This window comes from Allosphingosinicella indica (assembly GCF_900177405.1).
Taxonomy (GTDB): Bacteria; Pseudomonadota; Alphaproteobacteria; order Sphingomonadales; family Sphingomonadaceae; genus Allosphingosinicella; species Allosphingosinicella indica.
The window spans coordinates 2,252,296-2,271,032 of sequence record NZ_LT840185.1; the positions used below are offsets into that span (position 1 = coordinate 2,252,296).

Annotated in this window: 20 protein-coding genes; 6 read left to right on the top strand and 14 right to left on the bottom strand. The window is 67.0% G+C overall.

Annotation, left to right across the window (positions count from 1 at the left end; translation table 11 throughout):
• Window positions 1-40 precede the first annotated feature (40 nt).
• Both B9N75_RS11205 and B9N75_RS11210 read left to right on the top strand, forming a co-directional pair.
• A complete protein-coding gene (locus B9N75_RS11205) occupies window positions 41-1,627 on the top strand; it encodes an MFS transporter (RefSeq protein ID WP_085219595.1) in 1,587 nt (528 codons plus the stop codon).
• Window positions 1,624-2,475 (top strand): inositol monophosphatase family protein, encoded by an 852-nt coding sequence (locus tag B9N75_RS11210; protein ID WP_244552336.1) that lies wholly within the window; start codon window positions 1,624-1,626, stop codon window positions 2,473-2,475. Before B9N75_RS11205 ends, B9N75_RS11210 begins: the two co-directional genes overlap by 4 nt.
• On the opposite strand, the gene kdsA is transcribed toward B9N75_RS11210, so the two are convergent.
• The 4 genes from kdsA to B9N75_RS11230 are packed head-to-tail and all read right to left on the bottom strand — an operon-like array spanning window position 2,427 to window position 6,758.
• Complete coding sequence (gene kdsA / locus B9N75_RS11215) at window positions 2,427-3,272, bottom strand: 3-deoxy-8-phosphooctulonate synthase (RefSeq protein WP_085218879.1); 846 nt, start codon at window positions 3,270-3,272, stop codon at window positions 2,427-2,429. The two genes, B9N75_RS11210 and kdsA, sit on opposite strands and share 49 nt — an antisense overlap.
• A gap of 2 nt (window positions 3,273-3,274) precedes the next feature.
• Window positions 3,275-4,594 (bottom strand): RraA family protein, encoded by a 1,320-nt coding sequence (locus tag B9N75_RS11220; protein ID WP_085218880.1) that lies wholly within the window; start codon window positions 4,592-4,594, stop codon window positions 3,275-3,277.
• Window positions 4,591-5,589, bottom strand: coding sequence for a KpsF/GutQ family sugar-phosphate isomerase (locus B9N75_RS11225; RefSeq protein WP_085218881.1), 999 nt, complete (start codon window positions 5,587-5,589; stop codon window positions 4,591-4,593). The genes B9N75_RS11220 and B9N75_RS11225 overlap by 4 nt, the downstream gene beginning before the upstream one ends.
• The gene (locus B9N75_RS11230; RefSeq protein ID WP_085218882.1) at window positions 5,586-6,758 is read right to left on the bottom strand and encodes a hypothetical protein; all 1,173 of its coding nucleotides are present in this window, start codon (window positions 6,756-6,758) and stop codon (window positions 5,586-5,588) included. Before B9N75_RS11230 ends, B9N75_RS11225 begins: the two co-directional genes overlap by 4 nt.
• A 123-nt stretch (window positions 6,759-6,881) precedes the next feature.
• Here B9N75_RS11230 and B9N75_RS11235 point away from each other — a divergent pair, with 123 nt between their 5' ends.
• Both B9N75_RS11235 and B9N75_RS11240 read left to right on the top strand, forming a co-directional pair.
• Window positions 6,882-7,427: an NADPH-dependent FMN reductase gene (locus B9N75_RS11235; protein ID WP_085218883.1), complete on the top strand. Its 546-nt coding sequence runs from the start codon at window positions 6,882-6,884 to the stop codon at window positions 7,425-7,427.
• 26 nt (window positions 7,428-7,453) lie between these two features.
• Window positions 7,454-7,882 (top strand): GFA family protein, encoded by a 429-nt coding sequence (locus B9N75_RS11240; protein WP_244552337.1) that lies wholly within the window; start codon window positions 7,454-7,456, stop codon window positions 7,880-7,882.
• 32 nt (window positions 7,883-7,914) lie between these two features.
• Here the strand turns inward: B9N75_RS11240 and B9N75_RS14095 are convergent, their stop codons facing one another.
• Complete coding sequence (locus tag B9N75_RS14095) at window positions 7,915-8,079, bottom strand: hypothetical protein (protein WP_157123809.1); 165 nt, start codon at window positions 8,077-8,079, stop codon at window positions 7,915-7,917.
• Here B9N75_RS14095 and B9N75_RS14100 point away from each other — a divergent pair.
• On the top strand, window positions 8,069-8,230 hold the full coding sequence (locus B9N75_RS14100) for a hypothetical protein (protein ID WP_157123810.1): 162 nt from the start codon (window positions 8,069-8,071) through the stop codon (window positions 8,228-8,230). The genes B9N75_RS14095 and B9N75_RS14100 overlap by 11 nt on opposite strands.
• Before the next feature lie 72 nt (window positions 8,231-8,302).
• Here the strand turns inward: B9N75_RS14100 and B9N75_RS11245 are convergent, their stop codons facing one another.
• The 8 genes from B9N75_RS11245 to B9N75_RS11285 form a co-directional block, all read right to left on the bottom strand.
• Window positions 8,303-8,743: a glycine zipper 2TM domain-containing protein gene (locus tag B9N75_RS11245; protein ID WP_085218884.1), complete on the bottom strand. Its 441-nt coding sequence runs from the start codon at window positions 8,741-8,743 to the stop codon at window positions 8,303-8,305.
• Window positions 8,744-8,851: 108 nt separating this feature from the next.
• Window positions 8,852-9,457, bottom strand: coding sequence for a cytochrome b (locus B9N75_RS11250; RefSeq protein ID WP_085218885.1), 606 nt, complete (start codon window positions 9,455-9,457; stop codon window positions 8,852-8,854).
• Between the two features lie 64 nt (window positions 9,458-9,521).
• Entirely contained in the window at window positions 9,522-11,579 is a 2,058-nt protein-coding gene (locus tag B9N75_RS11255; protein ID WP_085219599.1) for a 3-hydroxyacyl-CoA dehydrogenase NAD-binding domain-containing protein, read from the bottom strand.
• A 1,165-nt stretch (window positions 11,580-12,744) separates the two neighbouring features.
• Window positions 12,745-13,806 carry an ACR3 family arsenite efflux transporter gene (gene arsB, locus B9N75_RS11265; RefSeq protein WP_085218887.1) on the bottom strand — a complete coding sequence of 354 codons (1,062 nt, stop codon included), beginning with the start codon at window positions 13,804-13,806 and terminating at the stop codon, window positions 12,745-12,747.
• The gene (gene arsC, locus B9N75_RS11270; RefSeq protein ID WP_085218888.1) at window positions 13,799-14,206 is read right to left on the bottom strand and encodes an arsenate reductase (glutaredoxin); all 408 of its coding nucleotides are present in this window, start codon (window positions 14,204-14,206) and stop codon (window positions 13,799-13,801) included. The genes arsB and arsC overlap by 8 nt, the downstream gene beginning before the upstream one ends.
• Window positions 14,203-14,673 carry an ArsI/CadI family heavy metal resistance metalloenzyme gene (locus B9N75_RS11275; RefSeq protein ID WP_085218889.1) on the bottom strand — a complete coding sequence of 157 codons (471 nt, stop codon included), beginning with the start codon at window positions 14,671-14,673 and terminating at the stop codon, window positions 14,203-14,205. Before B9N75_RS11275 ends, arsC begins: the two co-directional genes overlap by 4 nt.
• Window positions 14,670-15,011 carry an ArsR/SmtB family transcription factor gene (locus tag B9N75_RS11280; protein WP_172840874.1) on the bottom strand — a complete coding sequence of 114 codons (342 nt, stop codon included), beginning with the start codon at window positions 15,009-15,011 and terminating at the stop codon, window positions 14,670-14,672. Before B9N75_RS11280 ends, B9N75_RS11275 begins: the two co-directional genes overlap by 4 nt.
• Window positions 15,012-15,083: 72 nt before the next feature.
• Window positions 15,084-15,746 (bottom strand): glutathione S-transferase family protein, encoded by a 663-nt coding sequence (locus B9N75_RS11285; protein WP_085218890.1) that lies wholly within the window; start codon window positions 15,744-15,746, stop codon window positions 15,084-15,086.
• Window positions 15,747-16,005: 259 nt separating this feature from the next.
• Here B9N75_RS11285 and B9N75_RS11290 point away from each other — a divergent pair, with 259 nt between their 5' ends.
• Window positions 16,006-17,952, top strand: coding sequence for an LTA synthase family protein (locus tag B9N75_RS11290; RefSeq protein WP_085218891.1), 1,947 nt, complete (start codon window positions 16,006-16,008; stop codon window positions 17,950-17,952).
• Here B9N75_RS11290 and B9N75_RS11295 read toward each other — a convergent pair.
• Entirely contained in the window at window positions 17,945-18,736 is a 792-nt protein-coding gene (locus B9N75_RS11295; protein ID WP_085219603.1) for an SDR family NAD(P)-dependent oxidoreductase, read from the bottom strand. The genes B9N75_RS11290 and B9N75_RS11295 overlap by 8 nt on opposite strands.
• Between the last annotated feature and the right edge of the window lies 1 nt (window position 18,737).

Here is an 18,737-nt window from a genome sequence, read left to right on the forward strand (position 1 = left end):
TACGGTCCGGCGCAAAACAGGGGAGGAGGCTCGCATGAGCATGGGGGCCGCGGCGCATCAGCCGTCGAAGAAGGAAATCCGGCTCGTCATCACCGCATCCTCGCTGGGGACGGTGTTCGAATGGTATGATTTCTTCATCTACGGCACGCTCGCCGCGATCATCGGCCGCACCTTCTTCCCGGCCGAGAGCGAGATCGCACAGCTTCTGCTCGCGCTCGCCGGGTTCGCCGTCGGCTTCGGCGTCCGCCCGATCGGTGCGGTGCTGTTCGGCTATCTGGGCGACCGGCTCGGGCGGAAATACACCTTCCTCGTCACCATCACTCTGATGGGCCTCGCCACCGCGGCGATCGGCTTCGTGCCGTCCGCCGCCAGCATTGGCTTCGCCGCGCCGGTGATCATCATCCTGCTGCGCGTGCTGCAGGGCCTCGCGCTCGGCGGCGAATATGGCGGCGCGGCGATCTACGTCGCCGAGCATGCGCCCGCCGGCAAGCGCGGCTTCTACACCAGCTTCATCCAGGCTAGTGTCGCCGGCGGCTTCATCCTCAGCCTCGGCGTCGTCCTCGCAACCCAGGCGATCGTCGGTGCCGAGGCATGGGCGGAGTGGGGCTGGCGCATCCCTTTCATCTTCTCGCTCGCGCTGCTCGCCATTTCGCTCTGGATGCGGTTGAAGCTCTCCGAAAGCCCAGTGTTCCGCGCGATGAAGGAGGCGGGCGAGATTGCGGCCAATCCGCTCAAGGAAAGCTTCACCTATCCGGGCAACGCCAAGCGCATCCTGGTCGCGCTGTTCGGCATCGCGGCGGGGCTGACGGTGATCTGGTACACCGCGATGTTCCAGGTGCTCTACTTCCTGCAGAATGCGCTGAAGGTGGATGACACGACCGCGCAAACGCTGGTCGGCATCGGCGCCGCGACCGGGCTCATCTGGTTCGTCCTGTTCGGCTGGCTCTCGGACAAGGTGGGGCGCAAGAAGCCGATCGTTATCGGCTATGTGCTGACGCTCCTGCTGCTATTTCCGCTGTTCAAGATGATCGGCGATGCAGGAAACCCGGAGCTCTCGGCCGCCGCCGAGCGCGCGCCGGTGGTCGTCTCCGGACCGGCCTGCGGCTACGATCCCTTCGCCAAGACGCAGAAGGGCGAGTGCGGGCGGCTGCTCGACTATTTCTCCAAGAAGGGCGTGGCTTATTCGACCGCGGAGGCACCGCAGGCTGGCGTCACCATCGGTGGTGCACCTGTGGCCGATACGAGCCCCGCGGCGCTCGATACGGCGCTGTCCGCCGCTGGCTACGATCTCGCCAAGGTTCATCCGGACGGATGGCGGATCGCGGTGATCCTCGTCGGCGTGCTGGCGCTCTCGGCGCTGTCGGGGGCGACTTTCGGGCCGGTCGCGGCGCTGCTCGCGGAGATGTTCCCGGCCAGGATTCGCTACAGCTCGATGTCGATTCCCTATCATATCGGCACCGGCTATTTCGGCGGATTCCTGCCGGTCATCAGCCAGTATATCATCGCGCGGACGGGCGATCCCTATTCGGGCCTCTGGTACACCTTCGCGGTGGTGCTGATGGCATTGATCGTTACCGTCCTCTGGCTCCCCGAGACGGTGAACCGCAAGGTCGAACAGGCGGCATGATGCGGCTTCCCAACGGACTGATCGAAGATGCCGGCGCCGTCCTCCGCGAGGCGGCGGCGACCGCGATCCTCCCACGCTATCGCGCGCTCGCGGCTAGCGAGATCGAGGAGAAGAGTCCGGGCGAGCTGGTCACCGTCGCCGATCGCGAGGCCGAAGCGATCCTGACGCGGGGACTTGCGGCGCTGCTGCCCGGATCGCGCGTCATCGGCGAGGAGGCCTGCGCCGCCGACCCATCGCTGATCGACGCGGCCGGGGAGGGGCTCGTCTGGCTCGTCGATCCGCTCGACGGCACCGCCAATTTCGCAGCGGGCGAGCCGGTCTTTGCCGTCATGGCGGCGCTGCTCCGCGACGGCGAGACGATCGGCGCCTGGATCCTCGATCCGCTGGAAGACACCCTGTGTTCGGCGGAGCTTGGCGCAGGTGCCCAAGTTCCCCGGCGAAAGCCGGCGCCCATTCGCACGTCGGATGCTGGGCCCCGCCTTTCGCCGGGAAACATGAAAGGCTCGATCGGCCGCTTCATGCCGCCCGATATCGCTGGGGCAGTCGCGAAGCGGGCGGAAGCGTTCGGCGCCCTGCTACCCAACATGAAATGCGCCGGCGCCGAATATCCCGCCATCGCCGCCGGCGAGCGTGATTTCGCTTTCTACTGGCGGACGCTGGCCTGGGATCATGCCGCGGGCGTGCTGCTGCTCAACGAGGCCGGCGGCAAGGCGGCGCGGCCCGACGGATCGCCCTACCGGCCGGGCTGTGCCGGGAGCGGCCTCCTCGCGGCGCATAGCCCGGAGGCGTGGGAGATGGTTCAGGCCGCGCTGGCGGCGGGCGATTTGGCGAGCCGGTCGAACGCCTGAAGCTGCGCCAGCAGCGCGGGCATATCGGCCAGCGGCACCATGTTCGGCCCGTCGCTCGGCGCCCGCTCGGGCGCCTCGTGTGTCTCGATGAACAATGCCGCGACGCCTACCGCCACCGCGGCCCGCGCCAGCACCGGCACATATTCGCGCTGCCCGCCCGAGCTGGTGCCTTGGCCGCCCGGCTGCTGCACCGAATGGGTGGCGTCGAACACCACCGGGAAGCCGGTCTCCGCCAGCACCGGCAGCGCACGCATGTCGCTGACCAACGTATTGTAGCCGAAGCTCGCGCCGCGCTCGGTGAGCATCACGCGATCGTTGCCGGCGGCGACGAGCTTGGCGGCGACGTTCTTCATGTCCCAGGGCGCAAGAAACTGGCCCTTCTTGACGTTGACCACCCGCCCGGTCCGCGCCGCGGCGACCAGCAGGTCGGTCTGGCGGCAGAGGAAGGCGGGGATCTGGAGCACGTCGACCACTTCGGCGACGGCCGCGCATTGCGTCGCCTCGTGCACGTCGGTTACCACCGGGCAGCCGAACCGTTCCTTGATCTCGGCGAAGACGGCGAGCGCCGTGTCGAGCCCGATCCCGCGCGCGGCGTCGATCGACGTGCGGTTCGCCTTGTCGAACGAGGATTTGTAGATGAGGCCGATGCCCAGCGCGCGGCACATGGCCGTGAGCGCGTCGGCGGTTTCGATCGCATGATCGCGGCTCTCCATCGCGCAGGGGCCGGCGAGCAGCACGAACGGACGGTCGTTGGCGATCGAGAGGTCGCCGATGGTGATGGTGCGCGGCGTCGTCATGGTCAGAAGGCTCCGCAATCGTCGAGGATTTCGCCCACCGGGCGTCCGCGCGCGGCGAACATGCGGATGCGCGATTCATTGGTCAGCACGTCCCAGGCCTCGGTCTCGACCGCCGGCCAGTGCGCTTCGGGGATGACGACCACGCCATCTTCGTCGGCGAAGACGTAATCGCCGTTCGCCACCGGCACGCCGCCGATCAGCACAGGCGCGTTCATCGCCGCCAGCGTGCCTTCATACTTGATGTCGTCGCAATAAGAGCCGCGCGCGTAGACGGGGAGGCCGAGCGCGCGCACGTCCGCCGTATCGCGCGTGAAGCCGTCGATCACCGCGCCGACCGCGCCGGCGCGGATGGCGAGATTGGCGTTGAGATCGCCAAAATAGGCGCGATTGGGCACCTTGGTCGAGACCATGATGACGTCGCCCGGCCGGATGAAGCTGTAGGAATCGAGCGCGCGGTAGATGCCCTTCCAGGCATCGGAGCGGCGCGCTTCTTCGTCGAGCGCGGCCAGCTCCAGCGTCTTGGCGCGGCCGAGAATCTTGCCGCCGCTGGTCGGGCGTATCGCGGCCGGCAGCACCGCCTTCAGTCCGCGCTCCTTGGCGATATCGGCGAGGACGGGGGAGGACAGGTGCGATCGCATCGCGCGCAGCCGCCCGGTCTCGACCGCCCGGTGGCCCGCGGCGACGGCTTCGGCCAGCTCCAGATCGGCGGGCACGTTGACGTCGATCTGCTCTTCCGGCGTGAGATCGAACAGGATCGGCTTCGCGCCGAAGCGCCGGGTAGGGGCGGGATCGCCCTCGCGGCGGCGCACGATGTAGAGGCTCATCGCTTCCACCACCGTCGGCGGCAGATCGACGCTGTTGGGAATTCGCCCGCGTCCGTAGAGCGGGTCGGCGCCGTCCCAGCAATATTGCTTGGCGCGCGAGACGCCGACCAGGCTGTCCGCCTCGGGATCGGCGAGTAGCGCCTCGATCGCGCGCGTCAGCGTCGCAGCGGAAACGAAAGGCGCGGTGCAGAGGCACTGGATGTAGAGATCGGCGGGCGGCACCGCGGAACATTCATAAGCGAACATCTCATGGCCGTCGGCGGCGTTGCTCGCCAGCTCGCGCGGGCGCCGCAGCCGCTCGACCGACAGATCGGCGGCAAGATCAGCGAGATCGTCGGACTCGGTGTCGAGATAGACGGTATCGATCCGCGGGCAGGCCAGCACCTGCCGGAGCTTGCGTTTGAAGAGGTGCTCGCCGTCGAGAATGCGCAGGTTCTTGCCCGCGATCCGCTCGCTGCTGCCCTTGGCGGGGACGAAAGCGACGATCCGCGGCGTCATGCCTGCACCAGATCGTAAGTGTGGATCATGCCCTCGAGTACGCCGGCTTCGTTGACCACCGGCAGCACCAGAAAGCGGCCGCCGCTGTCCTGCATCAGCACCAGCGCGTCGGCGACGTTCGCCTCGGCAGGCAGGGTCACCGGATCGGCGCCCATGATCGCCTCGGCGCGAGTTTCGTAGAGATCCTGGCGGGACTGGATGAGGCGGCGGATGTCGCCGTCGACGATGAGGCCCAGGAAACGTCCGTCGTGATCGACGACGGAGGCGGCGCCAAGACGCTTCGCCGACATGACGCCGATCAGCTCGGCGACCGAGGCGTGCGGCAGCACCGTCGGCATGTCCTCACCGCTCCGCATCAGGTGGCGGATGGGAATCATGTGGCGGCCGAGCAGCCCGGCCGGGTGGTGGCGGAGGAAATCGTCGCGGGTGAAGCCGCGAAGCCGGCTGACCGCGACCGCGAGCGCATCGCCCACAGCCATCTGCAGCGTGGTCGATGCGGTCGGCGCCATGCCGATATGGTCGGCCTCGCGCGCGATCTCGGTCAGGATGAGATGGTCGGCGGCGCGCGCCAGCGGCGATTCCGCCCTGCCGACGATGCCGATGAGCAGGCAGCCGCGCGCCTTCAGCAGCGGCAGAATGCGCAATATCTCGTCGGTCGCGCCGCTGTTCGAGAAGAGGATGACGACATTACCGGTCTGCACCGCGCCGAGATCGCCATGCGCGGCTTCCGCGGCGTTGAGGAACAGCGCGGGCGTGCCGAGGCTGGAGAAGGTGGCGGCGAGCTTGGCGGCGACGAGCCCCGACTTGCCGACGCCGGTGCAGACGATTGGCCGCTCCTGCCCGGCGATCAGCGCGACGGCGTCGGTGACGTCGGCCTGGTCGCTGGCGATGAACGCTGTGATCGCGTCGCGCTCGGTCTCGAGCACTTGGCGGAACCACTGGTCCGGCCCATCGACGACGGCGGCGCCGTCTATGCGGAAGGGAAGCGCGGTCATTGGAAAAGCTCCGGCTTGAACGCGCGATAGCGGGCCATGCCCAGTTCCCAGCGGCCGGGATCGAAGGGCGTCAGCGTCCGCGCGATCAGTTCGTCGGCGGATACCTCGGGGTCGCGGGGGTCGAAGGCGTTGTTGGCGATGTGATAACCAAACCAGGTCTTGGCATCGGCGGGATCGGCGATGTCCGCGTTGCCGTCCTGCAGACCGGCCGCGAAGCGATCAAGGCAACTATAGACGCGTGTCCATTCGCCGCTGGCGAAGGTTGACCGGCGGACAACGGATTTGCCGTAGAAAGCACCAGAAGTCAGCGTCTTGCCATTCTCGACGAAGATCCCGTCGCAATGCATGTTGATGAGCCGCGTCGCCGATCCGCGCTCGCCCTCATCGGCGATCAGGCGCGCGCGATCGGGCATTGCAGCGATCGTCCGCTCCAATGCGCGATTGTCGACGTGGAGCACGTTCAGCGGATGGTTGCTCACCGCGAGGAAAATTTCGTCGCCGAGTGTTTCCGCGAGCTCGGCGACAAGATCGGCGTTGCGCTGGTGGCTGCTGTGGATGCGGAAGAAATTCTCGCGATGCTCATATTCCAGCGGCACCGCGACGATGATCTTGTCGGAAGGCAGGCCGTAGCGCTCGCACATGGCCGCGCGGCCGATCGCCTGGCGTTCCGCGTCGCGGCGCAACGCGTCCCAGGCGGGAGCGATCGCGGCGTCGATCCAGTCGCGCTGGCTGGCGCTGAGCTCTGGAATTTCGGCGGTCGCGAACGGGCTGTCCTTCAGATGCAACTCGTAGCCGGCAACAGGGAAGGGCGAGGCGCCGCCCTCCATCAGATGCTTGACGACGCCGGGGAAGGCGGCGGGTGTATCGAGATCGGCGCTGCGGCAGAAGCTGATGTCCGGCGCGATTGCGCGCACCAGATCGACGATTTCCGCGCGATCCGCCTCTCCGGTGCGGAGCAGCGGATGATCTTCGCCGTCGAGGATGTGCCAGGCGACATGATCGAGATCGGCGCAATTGGCGAGTTGGTCGGGTCCGATGCCCGTCCCGCTCCACAGCGGCGGCACCATGACATGCACTTCATGCTCGCGGGCGAGCGCGCGGATCGGGTGGATGACGATATTGTCGAACCACCAAGGCGTCACCACCGGCAGGTAGAATAGGATCCGCATGCGCCCCCGAAACCAAGGCGCATGGTTGATGCGCCGGTAACGCTTATTGAGGGCAAAGGTTAAATTTCCCTTCCGCAGCCGCTGCGGTGGCGGTTAACCGATCCGATCGAACGGAGGGATGCGATGGTAAATCTGGTCGGCGTTGCGGGAAGCCTCAGGCGCCACTCCTACAACCGCGGGCTGCTGCGCGCGGCGGCGGAGGTCATGCCGGAAGGGTCCGAGCTCGACATCGCGTCGATCGACGGCATTCCGCTCTACGATGCCGATGTCGAGCGCGAAGGCATGCCCGAGGCGGTGGCGGCTCTGAAGGATGCGATCGCGGCGGCGGACGGACTGCTGATGGTCACCCCCGAGTATAACAATGGCGTCCCCGGCGTGTTCAAGAATGCGATCGATTGGGCCTCGCGCCCGCCTGCCGATGCGGCGCGGGTGTTTGCGGGGAAGCCGGTGGCGGTGATCGGCGCGTCGCCCGGCGGGTTCGGCACCGTGCTCGCGCAGAGCGGCTGGCTGCCGGTGCTGCGCACGCTCGGCACGCGGCCTTGGTTCGGCGATCGGCTGCTGGTAGCGCGCGCGGGCGACGCGTTCGACGACGAAGGCAATCTCGTCGACGAGAAGGTGCGTGGGCGGCTGCGCAAATTCCTCGCCGGTTTCGTCGCGGAGATCGGCTGATGGAGGGTGGCTGAACCTGTGACGCGGTGCGCTACCGGCTGCAGCAGCCGCCGATGATCGTCCATTGCTGCCACTGCACCTGGTGCCAGCGCGAAACGGGCAGCGCGTTCGCGGTCAATGCGATGATCGAAGCGGATGCGCTGGCGGTGGACGGCGCGGTCGATCACGTCATGACGCCATCGGAAAGCGGCAAAGGGCAGGAGATCGCCCGCTGCCCCAAATGCTGTGTCGCGCTCTGGAGCCATTATGCCAGCGCCGGCCGGCTGATCGCCTTCGTGCGGGTCGGCACGCTCGACGATCCCTCCGCCGCCCGGCCCGATATCCACATCTTTACCCGCTCGACGCAGCCATGGGTAGTTCTGCCCGATGGCGTGCCCGCGTTCGACATCTTCTACGAGCGCGAACAACTGTGGCCGCCCGAAGCGCTGGCGCCCCGCGCTGCAGCCCTGAGTTAAGCGATTCGCCGACGAAGCGCGTCTAACCTACATCAATTCTTCGGTTCGCCGCTCAAATGGCTCGCTTCATCCGTCTGCTGGCCGAGCTGACTCGCCTTTTGCAGCAGGAGCAGGCGGATTGTCGGATTGGGGTAGCCGGTGTCGCGACGGATTTGTCCGGAGCGGCGGTCGCGGCCGGAGGAATGCGTGGAATCCAACCGTCTCTATTATGCGCGGCGGGCGCAGCAGGAGCAGCGTGCGGCGCAGCGCGCGATCACGCCGCAGGCGCGGGCGTGGCACCACCAGCTAGCCGAGGATTTCGCCAAGCGCGCGCAGGACTTTGCCGGGATCACTGCCGAAGCGGTCTGAGCTTCGTTTACCGTCCATAGCAAAAAGGCCCCGGATCGCTCCGGGGCCTTTTCGTTTCAGCCTATGGCCGGCTCAGCAGCTCCGGCCGACCTCGCGGCCGAGCAGCGCGCCGGCGACACCGCCGACGATCGCGCCGGTCGTTCCGTCGCCGCGGCGGTAGTAGCGGCCGCTGCCGCGATCGATCTCGCGGCCGAGCAGCGCGCCCGCAGCGCCGCCGACGATCGCGCCGGTCGTGCCGCTGCCGCAGCGGCGGCCATAATAGCCGCGACGGTCATAATAGCGGCCACGGTTGTAATAATTGCGGCCGCGATAGCCGCGGCGGTCGTAATAGCCGCGGTCGTAGTTGCGGTAGTAGCGATCGCCCCGATAGGCGCGCCGGTCGTAATAGCCGGATTGATAATAGCCGCCGCCATAATAGCGATCGCCATAATAGCCCTGCGCCTGCGCGGCGGCGGGGAGAGCGGTGAAGGTGGCGGCAAACGCTGCGCCGCCGATCAACAGACTTCTCAACATGATATTTCTCCCAAGTACAACGGGATCAAGACGGGATAAACAACCCGCCGGTGGGCATATTGTTCACCATCCTCGCTGTCGCCGGAATGAACGGCCCGTTGTGGAGCCTCAATCGCGCGGCAGGGCGCTTTCGTGGCCGGGAGCGCGGAACGGCGGCATCCGGCCGGCGACGCGCGAGCGATCGACGAACTGATGCTTGAGCGCCGCGAGCACATGGATGGCGAGCAGGATCAGCGTGCCGGTGACGAGCAATTCATGGAAATCGCCCATCGCATCGCCGAAATCCTCGCTGAGCCCGGGGATCAGCGGGAAGGGGATGCCGCCGACGAGACCGGTAGTCGAATCCTCCGCGCCGCCCGAGATCGCGGCGAGGCCGGTCAGCGGCAGGATGATGATGATGGCGTAGAAGAGGCGGTGATTCCACGTCGCCGCCAGCCGCTCCCAGCGCGGCAGCTGTTCCGGATAGGGCGGCGGCTTGTGGCCGAGGCGCCAGGCGAGGCGGACGAGCGCGAGGAGGAGGATCAGCACGCCCAGCGTCTTGTGCCAGGTGAAGACCTCCATCCGCTCCGGCCCCCGCTCCATGCCGTGGAAGGTGAAGCCGACCCAGATCTGGGTGAGCAGCAGCACCGCGGTGATCCAGTGCAGCGCGACGGCGCCATTGTCGTAGCGGAGCAGCGCGCGCTGCTGCGGGGTCGCCTCGGGAACAGTCGCCATCGGTGCAATCTCCTTACAACAGCGTAACGAGTCAGAGCCGAAGCGGTTGCGCGGAAGCGCTCCGTCAGCGCGAAAGCTTCTCCCCGGCCTCGGCCTTTTTGACGAGCAGATCGGAGAGCTTGAAGTCGGCGCCGAGCCGGTCCTGCTGGCGCTTCAGCCCCTCGACGATCTTGGGCAGGCCCTCGGTGTCCGCCCAGAACATCGGCCCGCCGCGATAGACCGGCCAGCCGTAGCCATAGACCCAGACGACGTCGATGTCGGACGCGCGCTGGGCGAAGCCGCCCTCGAGGATGAGCGCGCCCTCGTTGACCATCGTGTAAAGCGTCCGCTCGATGATCTCCTGGTCCGAGATGTCGCGCTTCTCGACGCCGGCCTTGGCACGAAACTCCTCGATCACATCGGCGACGACGGGCGAGGGGGAGGGGCGGCGCTTGTCGTCATAATCGTAGAAGCCCGCGCCCTTCTTCTGGCCCCAGCGGTCCATCGCGCAGAGCTTGTCGCGGATATTCTCGATGCGGTTCGGATCGCGATGCCAGCCGATATCGACGCCGGCGAGATCGGCCATCTGGAACGGCCCCATCGGCATGCCGAACTCGACATGGACGCGGTCGATCTGCTCGGGCGTCGCGCCTTCCAGCAGCAGGTTCATCGCCTGAGTCTGGCGCGGGATCAGCATGCGGTTGCCGATGAAACCGTAGCAGACGCCCGCCACCACCGCGACCTTGCGGATGCGCTTGGCGAGCGCCATCGCCGTCACCAGCACGTCGTCCGCCGTCTTGGCGCCGCGCACGACCTCCAGCAGCTTCATGACGTTGGCGGGCGAGAAGAAGTGGAGGCCGACGACATCCTGCGGCCGCCCCGTGCTCGCCGCGATCTCGTCGACGTTGAGGTAGGAGGTGTTCGAGGCGAGGATCGCGCCTTGCTTGACGATGCCGTCGAGCTTGCCGAACACCTCCTTCTTCACCTCCATATTCTCGAACACCGCCTCGATCACGAGATCGCAATCGGCGAGATCGTCGAGGCTGAGGCTGGGGGTGAGCAGGCCCATCGCTTTTTCGACCTGATCGGCGGTCATCCGCCCCTTGGCCGCGGTCGCCTCGTAATTCTTGCGGATGAGCGCGGTGCCGCGATCGAGCGCGTCCTGCGCGGTCTCGACGATCGTCACCGGAATGCCCGCCGACAGGAAGTTCATCGAGATGCCGCCGCCCATCGTGCCGGCGCCGATGACGCCGACCTTGCGGATATCGCGCGGGCGGACGTCCTCGCCCACGCCCTCGATTTTCGAGGCTTTGCGCTCGGCGAAGAAGAAATATTGCTGCGCGCGCGCCTGGGTGCCGCTCATCAGCTCCATGAACAGCCGCCGCTCGTCCTGCACGCCTTCGGCATAGGGTTTGGAAAGCGCCGCCTCGATCGCCTTGATATTGGCCTCGGGCGCGTCGAAGCCCTTCATCTTGCGGGCATTGGCCTTGCGGAAATCGTCGAACAGGCCGGGGTTGGCGCGCGCCGCGGCGAGCTTGTCGTCGCGCTCGCTGGCCTTGGGGAGCGGGCGGATTTCGCGCACTTCCTCGGCGAAGGCGACGGCATGCTGCTCCAGATCGCCCTCGACGATGCGATCGACGAGGCCAATCTCGGCGGCGCGCTTGGCGCCGATCGGGTTACCGGTCGCCGCCATCTCAAGCGCGGTCTCGACGCCGGCGACGCGCGGCAGGCGCTGGGTGCCGCCGGCGCCGGGGAGCAGGCCGAGCTTCACTTCGGGCACGCCGAGCTTCGCGTCCGGCACGGCGACGCGATAATGGCAGGAGAGCGCGACCTCGAGCCCGCCGCCGAGCGCGGTGCCGTGGATCGCGGCGACCACCGGCTTTGTGCACGCCTCGATCCGGTCCACCACCTGCGGCAGCATCGGCATCTGCATGGGCTTGCCGAATTCGGTGATGTCGGCGCCGGCGAAGAAGGTGTTGCCATCGCAGCGGATGACGACCGCCTTCACAGCATCGTCGCCGTCGGCCTCCTCGATCGCCTTCACCAGCCCCTCGCGCACCGCGATGCCGAGCGCGTTGACCGGCGGATTGTTCGAGGTGACGATCAGCACGTCGCCATGACGCCGGGTGGTGATGGGGCTCATCGTCTCGTCTCCGTGATGCGGGATGTCCGCACCGGCCATAAGGGGCGGCTTACGTTCGCGTCAACCGGCGGGACGAAATGAGGCGAGGGCGCGGATGCGCGCGGACGGCCGGGGAAGTTGAATCACAGTACAAGTTCGCGAGTCGATGCGGAAACCACATGCGAAAACCCGCCCAAATCGCCGGTTCGAGGCGGTTGCGGCGTTATCGGCGCGATCCAGATCGACGCATTTCCGCGCCTTTGCGCCGATTTGATTCACTTGCTTCACAGGGTCGTGCACTTTTCCCCTCCCTCGCCGAAATCCAAGACACGGCTTTCCGGCGACGAAGGTAGCAAGGGGTGCGGGGTGTAGGACAGGGGTGTGCAATTCGCCGATTGTCAGCAACCGTCGCGCTCTGGCGCCGGCCACCAATACGCGAAGGGCGGCCGAGCCGGAAGCGCCGCGAGCGTCGCTTCGCTCACCCGCTAAATGGTCACCATTGGGAGCCGGCGTTTGAGGTAGGCTCTGCAATTGATGAGATTTCCCTGACTAGCCTCATACTTCCATTGCGGTGAGTTGGTCAGAAGCGCCAGCTGGTGCGTACAGAAGTGCCTGAGATATCGCCGATCCGCATCATGAGCTCCTTCAAGCTCTTTCCTCAAGATTGCAAACGCCTGATGCGCTTCCTCCAATCGCGTTGCCCGAAGGAGCAGGTTCGCGCGATACACACACTCGGCCGCGGTCAACGGGAACACGGCAGCTGCCTGGTCGAGATGCCGAAGCGCGTCGTCGAACGCGCCGCGTCCCTCTGCACGGAACGCTTTCCATAGCATTTGAGCGTAGCGGACACGCTGCACGAACGTTGGTCGGGTCACTTGGCTCATCCGCGCCATACCAAAATCAATGGGACATATGGGTCAAGCTGGCAGGGCTGAAGCCGGCTTGTTTTTTACCAGATATTGGCGCCCCCCCCCCATTTGATCGGTAGTCAGGGACTACTGCATGCGATTGCGCGACGATGAAGATGGATGCCGGATCAAGTCCGGCATGACGCTAGGGCAAATCGTCGTCTACCTACGTCAGCCGGCATTCGTGACCTCGAACACCCGCCGTCGCACGTTGAGCGATGGCCAGGCCGGTGCGGGGGGAGGTGGTTTCCCGGCGAGCGATGACACTGCCCTATCGCCTAGGCCGTCGCCTCGCGCCGTTCGTACCAGCCCCGCGTGCGCTTCACGATGGCGACGACGGACAGCATGACGGGCACCTCCACCAGCACGCCAACCACCGTCGCCAACGCCGCGCCGGAATCGATGCCGAACAGCGCAATGGCTGCGGCGACGGCGAGCTCGAAGAAGTTGGAGGCGCCGATCAGCGCGGCAGGCGCCGCGACGCACCAGGCGACGCCGAACTTGCGGCTGAGCCAGTAAGCGAGGCCCGCGTTGAAATAGACCTGGATGAGGATCGGCACCGCAAGGAGCAGGATCACCAGCGGCCGCGCGAGGATCTGCTCGCCTTGGAAGCCGAATAGCAACACGAGCGTGGTCAACAGCGCGACGAGTGAAACCGGACCCAGCGCTCGCAGCACGCGATCGAGCGCCGGTTGACCGCCGTGGGCGAGGACGCGCATCCGCAGCAATTGTGCGATGACGACCGGGATCAGGATGTAGAGAAGCACCGACAGGAGCAACGTGTCCCACGGTACGGTGATCGAGGCTACGCCCAGCAACAGGCCGACAATGGGCGCGAAGGCGAACAGCATAATGATGTCGTTCAGCGCCACCTGGCTCAGCGTATAATTGGGCTCCCCCTCGCACAGGTTCGACCAGACGAAGACCATCGCCGTGCAGGGCGCCGCGGCAAGAATGATGAGCCCGGCGATATAGGAGGAAATCTCGCCGGCGGGCAGCAATGGCGCGAACAGCCAGCCGATGAAGAAGGTGCCTAAGGCGGCCATCGAAAAGGGCTTAACCGCCCAGTTGATGAACAAGGTGACGCCGACGCCCTTCCAATGCTGGCGGACCGATCCGAGGGCTCCGAAGTCGATCTTGAGCAGCATCGGGATGATCATCAGCCAGATCAAAGCCGCGATCGGAAGGTTGACCCGCGCGACCTCGGCAGCGGCGATCGCGGCGAAGGCGCCGGGCGCCGCGGCACCGAGCGCGACGCCGGCGACGATGCACAAGGCCACCCACAGCGAAAGATAGCGCTCGAACGCCGACATCGCCGGCCGCGCCGCCGCCTCAGCCATTGGCGGCAACCACTTCGCCGTCTTCCTTGACGAAATCGGAGCGCAGCGGCCGGTCCAGAACCGAGAGAACCGTTTCGGACGGGCGGCACAGCTTCACCCCATTCGGCCCGGCGACGATCGGCCGGTTGATGAGGATGGGGTGCGCCATCATCGCATCGACGATCTGCTCCTCGCCGAGCGATTCATCGTCGAGCCCGAGATCGGCATAAGGCGTGCCTTTCTGGCGCAGGAGATCGCGCGCGCCGATGCCCAGCCGCTGGATGAGCGAGACCAGCGCATCGCGCGCGGGCGGCGTCTCCAGATAATGGATCACATCCGGCTCCGTGCCGGTGGCGCGGATCAGCGCCAAGGTGTTGCGCGAGGTCGCGCAGGCCGGGTTGTGATAAATGGTGACGCTCATCCGCAGCAGCCTTCGGCCGCTTTCGGAAGGGCGGGGACGCAACAGGCGTTTTCGGCGGCATTGACGGAAAGTGCGCCAAGCTGGGGGCTGTCGCCGTATATGGTGGCCTCGCCGTTGGTGAAGAACGCCTCCCAGACGACACCGTCGGGATCGGCGATCCAGCTCTTTTCCGACTGGGCGTAGCAGCAGGTGGTGGCGCCCTCCTCGAGCACCGGCCGGTCGGCGGCCTTCAGCCGGCCGTAGACCTCCTGCAACTCCGGCCCGTCTTCGACCTGGATGCCCAGATGCTCGATGCCGTTGGCGGCATGATTGCCCGAGGAGATCGCGAAGTTCACCCGCGGATCCTCGACCATCCATTTCGCATAGTCGGCCTTGCGCACCGTCGGGCCGGTCCCGAAGAGGGCGGAATAGAAATGGATCGAACGATCGAGATCGGCGACGCCGACGTGGACGTGAAGGCGCTTCATGCGGATTTCCTTTGGGCTTGGGGCGGGGGGCAATCGGCAGCCTGGCCGCAGTCGGCGCCGGCGCAGCAGTTTTCGAGCAGGTAGGCGACCAGCGCGTTCATCGCCGGATAGTCCGCCGTGTAGACGCGCGAGCGGCCGTCGCGCCGCTGCCGGATCAGCCCCGCGCGGGTGAGATGCGCGAGATGGAACGACAGCGACGAATTGGGAACGCCAAGCTTTTCGGCGATCGCGCCCGCGGCAAGGCCGTCATCGCCCGCCTGAACGAGCAGACGGAACAGCGCGAGCCGATGCTCCTGCGCAAGCGCGGCAAGCGCCTCAACCGCGGCGGGTGAACCCATTTCCATAAATATCGAAATATCTCCGGCCGCGATGTCTTGCAATGATAATTTCGACTTATATCGAAATAACCGCTAATCGGCCTCGGCGCTTTGGTCGCGGCCCTCAAACACCGCCAATTGATCCGCAAACGCGCGCTGATAGGTGGGCCGTGCTTCGCCGCGGGCGACATAGGCCAGCAGGTTGGGATGGGCGGCAAGCAGGTTTGAGCCTTCGAGGCGGCGGAGGACGGTGATCATCAATATGTCCGCGGCGCTGAATGCGCCGTCGATCCATTCGGCCTCCCCAAGATGCGCAGCGAGCTGGGCGAGGCGGGTGGCGATGCGCGCCTCGACGATCGGCATACGCTCGGCGTGCCAGGGCTTGTCCCCCTCCAGATAGCCTGCCGCCTCATGCTCGACGATGGGCGGCTCGACGGTGTTGAGCGCGGCGAACATCCAGGCGATCGCGCGCGCCTTGGCATGCGGATCGGCGGGGAGCAGGCCGGGGTGGCGGCCGGCGATGTGGAGCAGGATCGCGCCCGTCTCGAACAGCGCGAGGCCATCCTCCTCATAGGTCGGGATCTGGCCGAAGGGGTGGAGTGCGAGATGCTCGGGCGCCTTCATCTCGGCGAAGGTGACGAGGCGCACGTCATAGGCCGCGCCGACCTCCTCCAGCGCCCACCGCACCCGCATGTCGCGCGCCTGACCCTGCCCCTCGTCCGGCGAATTGGCGAAGGCGGTGATCGTGGGGGTCATGGCGGGCGCTCCGGGGGTCGGCGGGAGCGTATCGGGGCGGGGAGCGGGGCTCAAGCGGGCAAGGGGTTGTTCGCGCAGAAACGCAGAGACGCAGAGACCAGCTTCATTGTCATTCCGGACTTGATCCGGAATCCATCTTTCTTCGATCTGGCGACGTCCGGAAGAAGGTGGACCCCGGATCAAGTCCGGGGTGACAGAGAAAGAGGCGGCGCGGCGCGCGCTTAGGGGTTTCGCAAGCCCGGGCGGATAGAGGGGCGCGATGCGGATCTTGCGCGCCCTTGCCCTGCCGGCCATCGCCTTCGCGCTGCTGACCCTGTTCGAGGCGGCGCTGGCGGAGCGGAAATACGGGCTGTTCGGCGGCGGGTTCGGCGCGATGCATGTCGTCGATACGGCGGCGGAGGCGGCGCTGGTGCTCGCCGGGGTGGCGCTGGCGCAGGGGGCGCTGATCGGGGCTTTGTTCCTGCTGATCCGCGCGCTGCACGGGCGGCGGCGGGACAGCGCGCTGGCGCGGTTCAACTTCCTGTTCTTCACGCTCGGTATCGGCGCGGCGCTGCTGCTGCTCAAATATGAAGTCCTCTCCTATTTCAGCGACGCGATCGGCTTCGAGCTGATGAAGAACCTTGGCGGCGGGAGCATCGGCGATGCCTTGCTCTATGTCGCGGACGAGGCGGGGCTGGCGGCCGCGGTGATCGCCGGGGCGGGCGCGGCGTGGTGGATCGGCTGGCGGCTGGTGCGGCGCCATGCGGCGGACGAGGCCGCGCCGCCGCCGTTCGGCTGGCGGCATTTGCTGTGGCTGGCGCTGCCGCTGGTGGCGGTGCTGTTCTTCGCGCGGCAGGTGCCCGATGCGCGCTATGCGCTGATGCGGTTCAACGCGCCCGCGGCTGCCAATGCGGTGCTTTCCGAACTCACCGATTTCGACCGCGACGGGTTCAGCTGGTTCAGCGCGCAGGTCGATCGCCATCCGTTTGACGGCGCGCGCCATCCCTTCGCGCTCGACGTGCCGGGGAATGGCGTCGACGAGGACGGGCTAGGGGGCGATTTCACCTTCGACAGCGATGCCGAGACGCTGCCGACGCCGCGGCTGCCGGAGAAGCCGCCGCATCTCGTGCTGATCGTGCTCGAAAGCATGCGTGCCGACGTGCTCGGCAAGCGCGCCGGCGGACGCGAGGTGGCGCCGGTGCTGAACGCGCTCGCCCGCACCGGCAGCGCCGCGCCCGCCGCCTACAGCCATGTCGGCTTCACCACCGCGTCGCTCAAGAGCCTGTTCTCGGGCGCGCTCGATCCGGCGGCGGGGACGGGATCTTTGTTTCGCGACCTCAAGGCCAACGGCTATCGCATCGGGGTCTTCTCCGGCCAACCCGAGAGCTTCGGCGACATTTCCGAAGTGGTCGGCATGAAGGAGAATGCCGACGTCTTCGTCGATGCCGAGACGCTGAAGGACGAGCGCGCGTTCGGCTTCGCGGCCAAGGGATCGCTGCTGATCGACGGCAAGAAGCTGCTCGGCGCGTTCGACCGTGCGTTCGGCGATCCGGCGGGATGGCGGCAGCCAACCTTCGTCTACTGGAACGTGCAGGAGGCGCATTTCCCCTATCACCATCCGGGGATGCCGCAGATCTTGCCCGGCACGCCGATCCCGCGCGGCGAGATCAGCCTTGCCAACCGCGACCGGGTGGAAGCAACCTATTGGAATGCGGCGGCTTATGGCGACCGGCTGATCGGCGCAATGATCGCGCGGCTGAAGGCGATGGGCGTGTGGGGCGACGTGCTGCTGGTCGTCACCGCCGATCATGGCGAGTCGCTGTTCGACGACGCGTTTCTCGGCCATGGCCATGTCATCAACCGGCAGCAGACCGCGATCCCGCTGGTGATCAACCGACCGGGCCTCGCGCCGGAGCGGCCGGTGGGGCTTTCCGACTATCGCCGCATCCTGCTGCGCGCGCTCGGTGCCGAGGTGGGGGAGGGCAAGCCGCGGCCGGTGTTCCAGCATATCGGCGGGCTCGACTGGCCGGCGGAGATCGGCATGGTCGAGCCCGACGGGCGGCGGACGGTGATGAACATGACCGAAGAGACGGTGCGCTTCGACGACGGCGCGCTGCGGCGGCTGGCCGATCTGTCGGGCGCGGACGCGGCCCGGGCGAAGCGCCTCACCGACGAATGGGCGCGGCAGCGGTGGATCGCGCATCTGCGGCGCGAGAAGGCTAGATAGCCGTCCGTCCGTAATCCTGGCGGTTGAAAGGGTGGGAGGAGGAGAGGCCGCCGTCGACGACCAGCGCGTGGCCGTTGACGTAGCTCGCCTCGTCCGAGGCGAGGAAGAGGGCGGCGCGGGCGATTTCTTCCGGCTCGCCACCGCGGCGCAAGGGGTTGAGGTGGCCGAGCCTGTCGCCTTGCCCCTTGGCGCGGGCGCGCTCGTAGACGAATTCGGTCATGCCGGTTTCGATCAGGCCCGGGCAGATGGCGTTAACGCGGATGTTGCTGCCCGAAAGCTGCTGCGCGCCGGTCTTGACTAGGCTGATGACGCCCGCCTTGGACGCCGAATAGGCGGCCCCGCCCGCGCCGGAGCGGAGACCCGCGACGCTCGCGGTGCAGATGATCGACCCGCCGCCGCGCGGGCGCATCAGCGGCGCGGCATGCTTGATCGCCATCGCCGGGCCGATGAGGTTGATCCGCAGGATCTCCGCCCAGTCCGCTTCGCTCTGCTCGAGGATCGAAGGGAGACCGCCCGACACGCCGGCATTGGCGAAGAAGATGTCGAGCCCGCCGAAGCGCGCGGCGGCGGTACGGACGAGCGCCGCGACATCCGCTTCGCGGCCCGCGTCGCAGCGCATCGCCACGGCAGCGGGGCCGATTGCGGCGGCGGCTGCGTCGATCGCCTCGCTGACGTCAGAGACGATGACGAACGCGCCCTCTGCGGCGAACAAGGTGGCGGTGGCGCGGCCGATGCCCGACGCCGCGCCGGTGACGATCGCGACCTTGCCGGCGAGCCGCGCCACG

Excerpts from the sequence above, each read along its gene's own strand:
- B9N75_RS11205 (WP_085219595.1), top strand. The coding sequence starts at position 41 with ATGGGGGCCGCGGCGCATCAGCCGTCGAAGAAGGAAATCCGGCTCGTC.
- B9N75_RS11210 (WP_244552336.1), top strand. The coding sequence starts at position 1,624 with ATGATGCGGCTTCCCAACGGACTGATCGAAGATGCCGGCGCCGTCCTC.
- kdsA (WP_085218879.1), bottom strand. The coding sequence starts at position 3,272 with ATGACGACGCCGCGCACCATCACCATCGGCGACCTCTCGATCGCCAAC.
- B9N75_RS11220 (WP_085218880.1), bottom strand. The coding sequence starts at position 4,594 with ATGACGCCGCGGATCGTCGCTTTCGTCCCCGCCAAGGGCAGCAGCGAG.
- B9N75_RS11225 (WP_085218881.1), bottom strand. The coding sequence starts at position 5,589 with ATGACCGCGCTTCCCTTCCGCATAGACGGCGCCGCCGTCGTCGATGGG.
- B9N75_RS11230 (WP_085218882.1), bottom strand. The coding sequence starts at position 6,758 with ATGCGGATCCTATTCTACCTGCCGGTGGTGACGCCTTGGTGGTTCGAC.
- B9N75_RS11235 (WP_085218883.1), top strand. The coding sequence starts at position 6,882 with ATGGTAAATCTGGTCGGCGTTGCGGGAAGCCTCAGGCGCCACTCCTAC.
- B9N75_RS11245 (WP_085218884.1), bottom strand. The coding sequence starts at position 8,743 with ATGTTGAGAAGTCTGTTGATCGGCGGCGCAGCGTTTGCCGCCACCTTC.
- B9N75_RS11250 (WP_085218885.1), bottom strand. The coding sequence starts at position 9,457 with ATGGCGACTGTTCCCGAGGCGACCCCGCAGCAGCGCGCGCTGCTCCGC.
- B9N75_RS11255 (WP_085219599.1), bottom strand. The coding sequence starts at position 11,579 with ATGAGCCCCATCACCACCCGGCGTCATGGCGACGTGCTGATCGTCACC.
- arsB (WP_085218887.1), bottom strand. The coding sequence starts at position 13,806 with ATGGCTGAGGCGGCGGCGCGGCCGGCGATGTCGGCGTTCGAGCGCTAT.
- arsC (WP_085218888.1), bottom strand. The coding sequence starts at position 14,206 with ATGAGCGTCACCATTTATCACAACCCGGCCTGCGCGACCTCGCGCAAC.
- B9N75_RS11275 (WP_085218889.1), bottom strand. The coding sequence starts at position 14,673 with ATGAAGCGCCTTCACGTCCACGTCGGCGTCGCCGATCTCGATCGTTCG.
- B9N75_RS11280 (WP_172840874.1), bottom strand. The coding sequence starts at position 15,011 with ATGGGTTCACCCGCCGCGGTTGAGGCGCTTGCCGCGCTTGCGCAGGAG.
- B9N75_RS11285 (WP_085218890.1), bottom strand. The coding sequence starts at position 15,746 with ATGACCCCCACGATCACCGCCTTCGCCAATTCGCCGGACGAGGGGCAG.
- B9N75_RS11290 (WP_085218891.1), top strand. The coding sequence starts at position 16,006 with ATGCGGATCTTGCGCGCCCTTGCCCTGCCGGCCATCGCCTTCGCGCTG.